The organism is Janthinobacterium sp. UMAB-56, assembly GCF_900095265.1.
Classification (GTDB): Bacteria; Pseudomonadota; Gammaproteobacteria; order Burkholderiales; family Burkholderiaceae_D; genus Janthinobacterium.
The window spans coordinates 634,056-644,466 of record NZ_LT607651.1 but is presented as its reverse complement, the minus strand read 5'-3'; the positions used below and the strand labels follow the sequence as shown (position 1 = coordinate 644,466).

Here is a 10,411-nt window from a genome sequence, read left to right as displayed (position 1 = left end):
CCGATCAACCGCATCATCACCATCGACCGCCACGGCACGCGCGCTGGCATCTTGCAGGTGCGGCCGTGAGCGCCCTGGGCGCGTTGGCGGCCGGCGCCGTCAGCGGGATCTGGAAGGCAGCCGCCATCGTACTGGCCGCCGCGCTGCTGCTGGTGGCCAGCTCCACTGGCACGGGCTGGTGGCTGGCAGCCGGCGACCGTGACACCGCGCGCGCTGCGCTGGTGCAGGAGCAAGGCGCCAGCGCGGCGCTGCGCGCGTCGATCGGCGAGCAAAACCGCGCCATCGATGGCATGGCCAAGGCAACCTTGGCGGCGCAGGAGCGCGGTGCAGCGGCGCAGGCGGCCGCCGCTGCCAAAGGCAAGAAGTATGACGCTGCCCTGGCGCAGATCGCGGGTGCGCGCGCCAATACCTGCGACGAATCTATGCCGGCCGTCAGGCTGCTGCTGGAAGGCGTGCGATGAAAACACGAAAAACTTTCGATAATTCGCAATTTCGCAATTTGGCAATTTCGTGTGTCGTGCTGCTGGCCGGCTGCGGCAGCGCGCCGCTGGCGCCGCAGCGGGTCGAAATTCCCGTCTTTACACCATGTGTAAAGTGGATGCCGCAGCGGCCGGCCTATGAGTTCGACCAGCTGCCGCCAGCGGCTACGGATGGCGAGATCGTCCTGGCGCTGGCACGGGACTGGCCGCGCGGCCGGAAGTACGAGGGGGAATTGGAGGCGGTTATTGATGGCTGCCTTTTGGCGTCTCGAAGCAAAAGCGCCAAGTTGGATAGCCTTACAGATAGTTCCAAAGAATAGGTTAGTTGGATTGAGATGTATGAGATACTCTAAATTCAATAACCAAATGCTTCTAGAATGTCTATCCCATTTCTTATTCCTGCTGCCACCATCTTCGCCGCTTTTATCGCAGCCATTGTTGGGTTAATTAGTTTGACCGTATCAAAGGAAGGAAAAATCTCTGATTTTCGGCAAGCGTGGATCGATTCCCTAAGGGAAGATCTGACACAGTTTTTAGCTGCGACGCGGATTATGATTCGACTCCTTGAGGAAAAGCGGGCGTTTGCGCTTGATCCGGAGCATCCGAATAAGAACATTTTTTTTAAGGACGAAGACGGCTTAAAGGCTCGCTTGAAAGTGGCCGAATGCTACCAGCGTATATTGTTGCGTCTGAACGCTAGTCAACCCGACCATCAAAAATTGCTCGCGTATTTAGATGAGACTATACAGAAAACTGGTCAACTTACCGGTGATAGCACGGCTAGCCCTGCCGAAGTTCTCGGTGCGGTTAAGATTGCATCGGATTCAGCTGCTGCAGTGTTGAAGGAGGAGTGGAAAACGGTAAAGGCCGGCGAGCCAACTTTTCAATTAATTTCAAAAGTTTCTAAGTATCTTGTCGGTGGTTTTGCTATTTTGGCTGTGATATCTATAGCCTTCGCATTGGGCGCTCAGTCTCAATCAGCGCCATCGACACAGCAAGAATCGGGAGCGCGCTGCCTATTTTTCATCCGGTAGATATTTGGAGATAAGAGCAAACCTCGCGCCGCTCGCACGCAATGACCTGCTCAAAATTGAGCGGGTCCGCCTAACACTACCATTAGCCGCTCACCCAGGGCCGCCCAAGCCGCCCGCTTCTCGTCCGCATAGTCATGCAGCATGTAATGCCGCCGTACCTTGCTGCCCGGCAGCACGTGGTTTTGGCAACGGTCGATCAGCTCTAGCGAAATGCCCAGCGCCTGCATCATCGTCGCGCCCGTGCGGCGCAAGTCGTGTGGCGTCCACGCGCCATTCTTGCCACCGGCCAGCACTAGGGTGTCGTCGCTGCGTCGATTCTTCAGTGGTACGCGCGGCGTGCCATCCTTGTTTTTCTTGAACATCGACTGACGGTCGCCGACCTGCTTGCTGATCGACTTGCCCTCGATGTTGGCTTCGTTGTTCCGCGCAGGGAAGCACCAAGCGCTTTGGCCGGTGCGCGCGTGCAGTTGCTTAAACTGGTCCAGCGCGAACGCCGACAGGTAGACGGTCAGGTCGGCCACGTTGTCCTTGACGTTCTCTTTCGGGATAAACCAAGTGCCGGCGGCCAGGTCCACATCCTCCCAGCGCGCCTTCGCGGTTTCGCCGACTCGGCACATGGTCGACAGCATGATCCAGATAGCGCGCTCGGTCGTCGCTTCCAGCGGCTGCTGCACGATGCGCTTGTTCGGCGCGGCGTCGTAATCCGTGTGCATTCTGGCGATGATGGTGTGCAGCTCGCGGATCTCGTCGGCCGACAGGATGCGGTCCCGCATATTGTCGAGGTCATAGTCGGGGCTGACGATCTTGTCGATTTCGATCAGTTCCATCGGATCGCCCTCGACCATCAGCTTACGCCACGGCTGCCGCTTGCGGGCCCAGGCGAACATTTGCGTCAGGCTGTTTCGCTGCATCACGGCCGACCTGTTGACCCCACGCTCGACCATGGCGCGCAGCACGGCGCGCAAGTGGTGCTCGGTGACGTCCTTGATGGCCACGGCGCCTATCGCCGGCAGCACGTCGGTGGCGAACATGCGCTTGAGCATGGCGTTGCCATCCTTGCGCCTCACGCCGTCAGTTATCCATGCATCGAACATATCCTGGACGGTGAGGTTGGCGGCGCGCTGGAGTTCAACTGCGGCGAGCTTGGCCGTAGTCGCCTCCTGGCGTTCGTGCCGGGCCAGCTTCTTTTCAATGGCAGGATTCAACCCTTCCGCGACCTTCGCGCGCGCCTCGTCGCGCTTGGATCGAATGGACGCCAAGCTGTCAGCTGGCCAGGTGCCGCACGATACATCCTTGGATTTCCCATCGAACCGATATCGGTAGTAGAAGGAGATGCCGATGGTGCCGTCTGATTTTGCACGCACCCGCCCAAACAGGCCGCCCTCATCACGGAGCACGGCGCCCGATTGGCTTGCTGGTACAGCCTCAAGGGCGCGTTGTGTGAGCTTTGTCATTTTCATAAAGGGTCGGAGGTGGCGCACTTTTACCCCTACATTTACCCCTACAGTTTATTGAGTTCGCATTGTATCTCTTGGAACTTTATGCTACTTGAATAATTTTTAAGATATTGATTTTAAAGGATAAAATGTGCAATAACTGTCCTATATGGAATCTCGTGGAATCATCGTTTTTCACATGGGGTGCATGGGGTCGGAAGTTCGAATCTTCTCGCCCCGACCATTAGAATCAAGGAGTTACAGCGCAAGCTGTATAGAAACCCAGTACTGTATATTATACGTTTGTATAATATTGGTGCTGGGTTTTTCCGTTTATATGACGTATGATTTTCGTTGCAGCATGCCGATGTCCGCTATCGGCCCAGGCTGTGTAAAAACGCAAAAACTTGAAATTTTCATGGGTAGGGTTACCCTTCCTGACCTTGAGAAAATCGCATAGCGAGCGTTTTGAGAGGCCGATTTTTTTGTTCACGGTTTTTCCTCACGTTTTTACACAGCCTGCGCCAGAAGCGGACATCACGAACTACTCCTCAAACAACCTTTATCTAACTGCCAATGCTTAAGCTGCTTAGCAAACTTTTGGGACGGGACTTGACCGCCCCACCTGAGCCACCTGTTGAAGAAGACGAGAACCTCTCGGACGCACAGATTCTGAAAGAATATTTTTCTGCATCTACACAGGCTAAACAAGCCCTAAGACGTTTCCTTACTCTCATAACTGCGCAGTTGGGAACAGAGGAAAGTCAGCGCTTAACCAAGCTTGTAATTTCACATTTAGGGCGCGGCGATACAACAAGTGAAGCAATCGAGAGCGGCATACTCGACGACGAGGGGCAGCGGCGGGGCAAGTGGGTTTTGCTGCAAGTCGACTGGAAGGCCACTGAGGAAGTGGAATGGCAGGCGAACGAACTGCTTACCGTTGCCGGAATTAACGAAACCTGGCACCTGCAAGGCGGAACACGTACGACGGTTCCGAGAGCACTGCTAGAGTTTTCCTCCTGGGTCAAACCCAGGGGGAGGCCGTTTGCTTCATCTCGACTTAGGAAACGATGCGTATTACGCACTGCTGATGTCGGAGGAAAAATCGGCAGAGATTGTTCAAATGGCGAAGGAAGCTGGTCTGAAAGTTAAGGAATCAGATGAGTTTGAAGTCGAGCATCGGCCCGAATGACGCAAGAGAATCTGTTGGGCGAATGTGGAGCGGCGCGTCATGTGATTGCTAGGACACCGTGCTAAGGTCCGCTCCGGGGCGAATCCAGCCTGTCGTGGGACTCGCTAGATTTTCGTACTGACGACCTGCTATGCTGAGCTGAACGGCCGGGTTCGGCCAAGAGCGGACCTTCAGTTATGGATGTGAAAGGGAAAGATAGATGGCAGTGCAACCGAAAACTCCTCAAGAGAAAAAGTGCCTCAGCTACGAGAAAGACCGCCGCAACACGTACGGTGAAAACAGCAAGGCCTCACGCAAAGGCATCCCGCTAGCTAAAGCACGAGCGAACCGTTCAGAGCGGCATGCCCAGAATCACGTTCTCGCGACAGCAGTTGGTGTTGAGAACAGCGACGCCATGGCTGCTGTTGAAAATCTTGTCCGGAGTACGGAACCTCGCGACTGGCGTAAGTTCCCGGACACTTCTCTGGGTGAAGTCTTGGACCGGAAAGCTAACAAGTAACAGTCGTCCGCTTCGGGGCGGAACCTGCCAACGACAGCAGTCGGCCACAAGCGGCCGCTCGCGAACGGCAGGTAACTGGAAGCTTATTTGCTTTCAGTAATGTTCAAATCATCAATTTTTCACCGATTGGACCATCGGTTAGCGGCCATTGGGCTATGTCCAGTTCGTGCTCGAAGCTGGCCGAGCAGTTGGAACGCCTGGAGTTTGTGGTGCGTGAGGCGTCCGCTGGGCAATCCGGCGTGCTGACCCGGGGAGACGCATCGGGTCAGCTATTGCACTCGTTTATACGCCTTTTTACGCGTCTACGAACAGGACTTGTCCGGTGATGAAGCCATCGACGGACCGCTCGAAAGCTTTACCAACTAACACGCCAGGAACGGGCTGGAAGCCCGGCATCATTTCCCCATACACGTCCCAAGCTTCTTCCAGCACGGTCGGATTAACTACGTTAATTCGAATGCCGCGAGGCAACTCGTGCGCCACGCATTTCACAAAAGTGTCAATTGCGCCACTAGTAGTAGCATCGGCAATCGCAAACGGTATCGGCTTCACATTGAGAATCCCCGAAATCAGCGTGAAGGAACCTTTGTCCTTAATGAAGTCCAGTCCAGTCTTGACTAAGTTGATTTGGCCAATCAACTTGCTTAGGATGGTGGTATTCCATTGTTCGTCGGTCATGTCCGCAAACTCTGCGTACTCGCAGAAGCCAACGGTGTTGACGACTGCATCGAATTCGCCGACTTGCTTGAATAGGTCACTGATTGATTTTTTGTCAGTGATATCGACCTTGTAATCGCAGCCTTCGCCGCTTCGGCTGGCTGTGACTACGCGATGGTTTTTGAGGCCGCTCGCTGCGGCTTTACCCATTTTGCCTTTGGCACCAATAAGAATTACTGTTTTCATGATTGTCTCGCGATATAGAGGAGCTGACATCATAAGATTCGAGTGATACAATGTAAATCATCTATCTAATGTATGAGATACAAAAAATATGGATAAGGTGGACCTTAAGCAAATGCGCATCTTCCTTCTCTTGGTGCGTGAGGGAAACGTTTCGAAAGTTGCTGAGGAAGTTGGTTTGTCTCAGCAAGCCGTAAGTAGCCATCTCAAAAAGCTTAGAGAGGCATTTCCGCATGAGCTTTTTTTGCGGCAGAGTAGTGGCATAAAGCCAACAGACTTTGCCTTGGAGCTGGCGACAAAGTTCAGTCAAATTCTTGCGGATGTTGATGACGTATTTAACGAAGTACCCTTCGAACCATGCTCGGCACAACGCGTTGCCACCATCATTGCAAACGAATATGCGCAGCTTGCTCTTATCCCAAAACTGTTTCGCGAAATCCAGCGCAGTGCTCCGGGTGTTCGTTTACGTGTAGTCGACTTCGACGTAAAGTCGCATGAAGTTGCACTCGCAAAAGCCAATGCTGATTTGGTGCTTGGATTCTCAGAGTATGTTGATGATGGCTTGATTAAATTGCCAATTAAAAGTGAACTTTACTCATGTGTGGTCGGCCGAAATTCAAAGATTTATTCGAGCATCAAGGACGTTTCAGATTTAGCCAACTTTCCTCACGTGGATTTTGCTAGTGGAGCCGGTCATCTTCCACATTCCGTTGATTTTTTCCTGAAACAAAAAAACGTTATACGCGAAGTGGTAGCCACGTTACCCTGTTATACCTCACTGGGTACGTTTTTCGATACGAATGATGTGGTAGCGTTTGTGCCGTCTGCGATTGCTGTCTCTAGCCAGCTCAAAACCATTTCCTTCGACACAGAACCACAAAAGTTCGAAGTTGTTGCGGGCTGGCACCGGAGGTCTCACGGTAACTCATTTAGAAAGTGGCTGACTGGAATTGCAGTTAAGTATGCTGATTGACTCGGTAGTTTAAGAAAGTGAACTTCCCACTTCCGCTTTGGGGCGAAAGCAGTCATCCAGCGCTGGCAGAGGATGGCTGCTATTTGCAAAAGTCGGGCTTTATTCAAGCCAGGGTAAGGCCATCGGAATCTCGGAAACATCCGCGATCACTTCCTTGATGTAGATATCCGTGGTCTTGCCCGAAGTGTGCACCAGGCGCTTTTGAATGTCGCTGCGGTTCTCGCCGCGCCGCGCCGTGCCGCATCCGTGGCCGCCAAAGCCCGGATATCGCGGAATACGACGTCATCCTTCATGCCAATGCGCTCCTGTGCGCGATCCCACATCGAACCAAGGCCGGAGCGGGTGTAGGCGCCGCCCTTTTGCGTCGGAAACACGAACTGGCTGATCAGCCCATACTTGATTTTCAGTCCACGGGCGCGAGCGATCACTTCGGCAATCTCAGACGTGACGATAATGTCGACGGCCTTGCCGCTGGTTTTTGCGTCTTGCTTGGCTTGATCCTGATCCGCCCATCTTCGATCTGTGATTCTTTCAGCATGCGGATATCGATGCCGCGTGCCCACAGCAGGTAGGACATGTCGATGATGCAGGCGAACATGGGGCCGCTGGCCGTCGGGATGCTCAAGCCCGTGCCTTTGCGTTCCTTGCTCATCATGCGGGCTTCGCGTATCGCTTGCACTTGCGCATGCGTGGCCAGCACCTCGCGCCGTCCGGTCTTGTAGCTGGACATGTCGAGCTGTACGATAGGATTGTCCTGGTGCAGGCCCAGTTCGCCGATGATGAACTTGAACAAGCATGGCGCCGAGTTTGCACCGGGCTTGCTGGAGGCGATGTGCTAGGTTCCGCGGCGGATGGGAGCCGCCAGCTTGCGGCTCCCGCAGAAAAAGAGTTTCAATGCAACAATGATTCATTTAGAATAAGTCACTGTCCTGTCTCTACCAACACGGAAGCGCACCATGGATATACTGACCCTTGAGCATTTCGCCCCGCGCCTGAATGACACGTTTGTCTCGGTCAGCGACGGTAACGCGCAGTTCATCCTGGTGGAGGCGAGGCCGTTGCCGGCGTCGACCTTGCAGGGCATGCTGCGTGCGCCATTCAGCCTGCTTTTCCGCAATGCCGCCGCCATCGTTTTTCAGCAGAAAATTTTCCAGCTGCAGCATGACGCTTTCGGCGAAGTCGGGATTTTCCTGGTGCCCGTGGCACGTGACAATCACGGCTTCCTGTACCAGGCCGTGTTCAATTAGACCTGTGCGCCAGTTGCTGGCGCACACAACGGCGAGGCAGGCCATGCGCCTGCCCCGTTCCCACTCCCGCTGCGTTCAATCGAAACGGGGAAATTCTCCCTGCAGTGCAATGCAGTAGTTCAAGGCCAGCAAAGGTTGGCGGTTCTCATGCGCCTCGCTCCCACCGGTCACGCCGATGACGTTGGGCGCCAGCATGGTGTCAGGGGTAGTGCTGATTGTCATGGACACCGTCTTGCTTGGCGCCAACAGCAGGGCGTTTGCCACCGGGACATTGCTTTGCAGGTCGACTGTCGGCTGGCGGTTCACCGTCATGCCATGCCGGTGCGCCGGCAATTCCTGCGTCGTCAGCGTCACGCCAGCGCTGCCGAAGGGCTGGCCGATGTCGCGTGGCGACAGGCCTGGTCGCGTACCCTGGCTGCAGGCCGCGCGGCCGGCCAGGTTGGGCAGCTGGAAGGTAGTGCTGCCATTGCCGCCGTAGGTGGTGCCAATCAGCGCAAATAGCGTGGTGTACTGCTGCAGTGGCAAGGTGGCGCCGTTGCACAGCGCCCAGCCTGCTGGTGGAAAGTTGAAACCGAAAATCTGAATCTCGCCAATGAATGGTGATGCCACGATTTTTCTCCTGTGAAGTCGGGTAGGTAGCCGTCGTTAATCCGGCGAAGGAAAGACGCCTTGCCACGCAATGCAGAATGACACGGCCAGCGTCGGCATGCAGTTTTCATGCGGCTGATTGCCGCCCATGTTGCCACAGGCCACGCTCGACAGCGCCGCCGGCACGGCGCCCGTTCCACTGGTCGCGTACATATTGTCACCGTTGGTAGCAGCGCCCAGCGCCAGCGTCGGCCCTGGCGTTGCGGCAGTCGCCGTGGCGTTGGTGGCGAAATAGGCGTGAGTATGTTGAGGAATCTGGGCTGTTGTTAAGGTGACTTGTTCGCTGCCCCCGCTTTCGCCGAGTATGCGCGCTGTGAGACCCGGTCCTTGCCCCTGGTGCATAGGTAATTGGCCGCGCAAATCCGGCACGCCAAAGGTGGTCTGACCATCGCCACCATAGGTGGTGCCGATCAACATGAACAGTACCTCATATTCAGCAATAGGCTTGAGGCTGCCGTCACAGGCAAACCACCCCGTGGGTATACGTGGAAAGGCAAACTGGCGAATTTCACCTACATAACAATCAGACATGGCTGTACTCCGTAAAAAGGCGGGACACGGTTTGGAGCACCTGCCAAAACCGGCTGCGCTGTGCGGCCACAAGGCACTGCCGCGCGCAACGGTGTTGTCAGGCGTATTTAGTTACGCGAGGGGTAGACACCGTTCAAGGCTATGGTGAAGTTGATGACACGGAATGGTTGCATATTGTTATGCGAGCCGTTGCCACCTGCGCCAGCCAGCGTCTGCTGCGATAGTGGAACTTGCGGTCCCGACGCGGCGACATAAATCGATTCGCTGCCGCTGCCGGCATACAGTGCGCCGGCGGGATTCCTGATGGCGCCCGCGCTCGTCAGCGCGCTGGCCGCATGGCTATGTGCGGGAAGCTGGGTGGCTAGCAAGGTGATAGTTTCCGCACCGATAGGCATGCCTTGCACGAGCGGGGCGGGTTGCCAGCCCCCGTCCGCAGACGCTCCTGATCCACAAGGCGTGCGGCTGCGCAAGTCGGGCAAGGCAAAGGTTGATTGTCCGTTGCCACCGTACTGCGTCCCCAGCAGGGAAAACAGGGCTTGATTCTGTTGAACCGGCATCAATTGCCCGTTACAAGAGGCAAATCCCTTTGGTGCGAAGCCAAAACCGGCCATCATGATTTGGCCTACAAAGACGTCAGACATGACATTTCTCTCCCCATAACTGTTGTTAAATGGAACACAAATCAGTACGTTTATTGGCAGCAATCAATTGACATTAAGGTATCTTTTTTTGGCAACGATTTTTAGTTGCTTTATTTGCTACTCGTAGTAGCATACGTTGATGCAATGCAAGCGTCAATAAAATTGGGAGCTATTCCCACCCCTGCAGCAGCGACTGAAATTGGCATGAACAGTAGTCATGATGGTATCGGATCAGGTCCGGTCCTCCCTCCAAACAATGTATTGAAGGATGACGATAATGTTTCTAAATTTTAGTAAATTTGGATGTGCATCCACACCCTTCAGTCGCCTGGATTTCCCGTCTGCCGACGTGCGTCGTGCGCCGCTTGCCCTGTCCCTGTCACCGTGGCTGAGACGCATGGCGGCGGCCGTGCTGTTTATCTTGTTGTCCTTGTGTTCGCATCAGGCCGCCGCCGTCACGGCATGTCCGACGCCCAGAAACTTCACCATCGCTGCAGGCGGCTCGTTCAACGATGATTACAACCAGCCGCCATTGGTAAGCTGCCTCGGTTTTGGTCTGAGCGGAGTGGGTACGGAGCCGGTGAACGGCGTCATCACCGGAAATATGGTAGCCACGAGCATTGTGTCGTACACGAACACCAACCTTGCTGCGAGCTCGGACACATTCAGCATCAAGGATGAAAATGGCTATCCCATCGTGTATAACGTCACGATCATGCCCAGTACGCCCGTTGCCGGCGCTGTCAGTGCCACGGTGGCCTATGGCAGCGGTGCCACCGTGATCCCGCTGAGTTTGAGCGGCGGCGCGGCAACGTCGGTGGCCGTGGCATC

The 10,411-nt window shown here is 55.1% G+C and carries 13 protein-coding genes and 1 pseudogene; 8 read left to right on the top strand and 6 right to left on the bottom strand.

Translation table 11 applies throughout. The features are described from left to right. The 3 genes from K0F85_RS03040 to K0F85_RS03030 form a co-directional block, all read left to right on the top strand. Window positions 1-461 (top strand): hypothetical protein (locus K0F85_RS03040; protein WP_257572482.1); only part of this gene is annotated, 461 nt, incomplete at its 5' end. Then, a complete protein-coding gene (locus K0F85_RS03035; RefSeq protein ID WP_219114469.1) occupies window positions 458-799 on the top strand; it encodes a hypothetical protein in 342 nt (113 codons plus the stop codon). The genes K0F85_RS03040 and K0F85_RS03035, both read left to right, overlap by 4 nt. Before the next feature lie 57 nt (window positions 800-856). Beyond that, the gene (locus K0F85_RS03030; protein ID WP_219114468.1) at window positions 857-1,513 is read left to right on the top strand and encodes a hypothetical protein; all 657 of its coding nucleotides are present in this window, start codon (window positions 857-859) and stop codon (window positions 1,511-1,513) included. A gap of 50 nt (window positions 1,514-1,563) precedes the next feature. On the opposite strand, the gene K0F85_RS03025 is transcribed toward K0F85_RS03030, so the two are convergent. Then, a complete protein-coding gene (locus K0F85_RS03025) occupies window positions 1,564-2,973 on the bottom strand; it encodes a site-specific integrase (protein WP_257572481.1) in 1,410 nt (469 codons plus the stop codon). Window positions 2,974-3,561: 588 nt separating this feature from the next. Here K0F85_RS03025 and K0F85_RS03020 point away from each other — a divergent pair. Together K0F85_RS03020 and K0F85_RS03015 are read left to right on the top strand one after the other, a co-directional pair. Then, window positions 3,562-4,101 (top strand): hypothetical protein, encoded by a 540-nt coding sequence (locus tag K0F85_RS03020; RefSeq protein WP_219114467.1) that lies wholly within the window; start codon window positions 3,562-3,564, stop codon window positions 4,099-4,101. Window positions 4,102-4,340: 239 nt separating this feature from the next. Further along, window positions 4,341-4,640, top strand: a complete 300-nt coding sequence (locus K0F85_RS03015) for a hypothetical protein (protein ID WP_139144280.1) — start codon at window positions 4,341-4,343, stop codon at window positions 4,638-4,640. Between the two features lie 294 nt (window positions 4,641-4,934). On the opposite strand, the gene K0F85_RS03010 is transcribed toward K0F85_RS03015, so the two are convergent. Beyond that, window positions 4,935-5,543 (bottom strand): short chain dehydrogenase, encoded by a 609-nt coding sequence (locus K0F85_RS03010; RefSeq protein ID WP_219114466.1) that lies wholly within the window; start codon window positions 5,541-5,543, stop codon window positions 4,935-4,937. Between the two features lie 88 nt (window positions 5,544-5,631). Between K0F85_RS03010 and K0F85_RS03005 the strand changes: the two genes are divergently transcribed. Further along, complete coding sequence (locus K0F85_RS03005; RefSeq protein ID WP_219114465.1) at window positions 5,632-6,513, top strand: LysR family transcriptional regulator; 882 nt, start codon at window positions 5,632-5,634, stop codon at window positions 6,511-6,513. Between the two features lie 424 nt (window positions 6,514-6,937). Here the strand turns inward: K0F85_RS03005 and K0F85_RS03000 are convergent, their stop codons facing one another. Further along, on the bottom strand, window positions 6,938-7,306 hold the full coding sequence (locus K0F85_RS03000) for a hypothetical protein (RefSeq protein ID WP_219114464.1): 369 nt from the start codon (window positions 7,304-7,306) through the stop codon (window positions 6,938-6,940). Window positions 7,307-7,469: 163 nt separating this feature from the next. Here K0F85_RS03000 and K0F85_RS02995 point away from each other — a divergent pair, with 163 nt between their 5' ends. Further along, window positions 7,470-7,760, top strand: coding sequence for a hypothetical protein (locus tag K0F85_RS02995; protein WP_219114463.1), 291 nt, complete (start codon window positions 7,470-7,472; stop codon window positions 7,758-7,760). Between the two features lie 75 nt (window positions 7,761-7,835). Here the strand turns inward: K0F85_RS02995 and K0F85_RS02990 are convergent, their stop codons facing one another. The 3 genes from K0F85_RS02990 to K0F85_RS02980 form a co-directional block, all read right to left on the bottom strand. Further along, the gene (locus K0F85_RS02990; protein ID WP_219114462.1) at window positions 7,836-8,369 is read right to left on the bottom strand and encodes a phage tail protein; all 534 of its coding nucleotides are present in this window, start codon (window positions 8,367-8,369) and stop codon (window positions 7,836-7,838) included. Between the two features lie 36 nt (window positions 8,370-8,405). Further along, window positions 8,406-8,939 (bottom strand): phage tail protein, encoded by a 534-nt coding sequence (locus K0F85_RS02985; RefSeq protein ID WP_219114461.1) that lies wholly within the window; start codon window positions 8,937-8,939, stop codon window positions 8,406-8,408. 107 nt (window positions 8,940-9,046) lie between these two features. Further along, window positions 9,047-9,580: a phage tail protein gene (locus K0F85_RS02980; protein ID WP_219114460.1), complete on the bottom strand. Its 534-nt coding sequence runs from the start codon at window positions 9,578-9,580 to the stop codon at window positions 9,047-9,049. Between the two features lie 397 nt (window positions 9,581-9,977). Here K0F85_RS02980 and K0F85_RS28530 point away from each other — a divergent pair. Next, window positions 9,978-10,411: pseudogene (locus K0F85_RS28530) on the top strand (hypothetical protein); the annotation flags it as partial.

Bases quoted from the DNA above. Each gene is read 5' to 3' on its own strand.
- K0F85_RS03035 (WP_219114469.1), top strand. From the start codon at position 458: ATGAAAACACGAAAAACTTTCGATAATTCGCAATTTCGCAATTTGGCA.
- K0F85_RS03030 (WP_219114468.1), top strand. From the start codon at position 857: ATGTCTATCCCATTTCTTATTCCTGCTGCCACCATCTTCGCCGCTTTT.
- K0F85_RS03025 (WP_257572481.1), bottom strand. From the start codon at position 2,973: ATGAAAATGACAAAGCTCACACAACGCGCCCTTGAGGCTGTACCAGCA.
- K0F85_RS03015 (WP_139144280.1), top strand. From the start codon at position 4,341: ATGGCAGTGCAACCGAAAACTCCTCAAGAGAAAAAGTGCCTCAGCTAC.
- K0F85_RS03010 (WP_219114466.1), bottom strand. From the start codon at position 5,543: ATGAAAACAGTAATTCTTATTGGTGCCAAAGGCAAAATGGGTAAAGCC.
- K0F85_RS03005 (WP_219114465.1), top strand. From the start codon at position 5,632: ATGGATAAGGTGGACCTTAAGCAAATGCGCATCTTCCTTCTCTTGGTG.
- K0F85_RS02995 (WP_219114463.1), top strand. From the start codon at position 7,470: ATGGATATACTGACCCTTGAGCATTTCGCCCCGCGCCTGAATGACACG.
- K0F85_RS02985 (WP_219114461.1), bottom strand. From the start codon at position 8,939: ATGTCTGATTGTTATGTAGGTGAAATTCGCCAGTTTGCCTTTCCACGT.
- K0F85_RS02980 (WP_219114460.1), bottom strand. From the start codon at position 9,580: ATGTCTGACGTCTTTGTAGGCCAAATCATGATGGCCGGTTTTGGCTTC.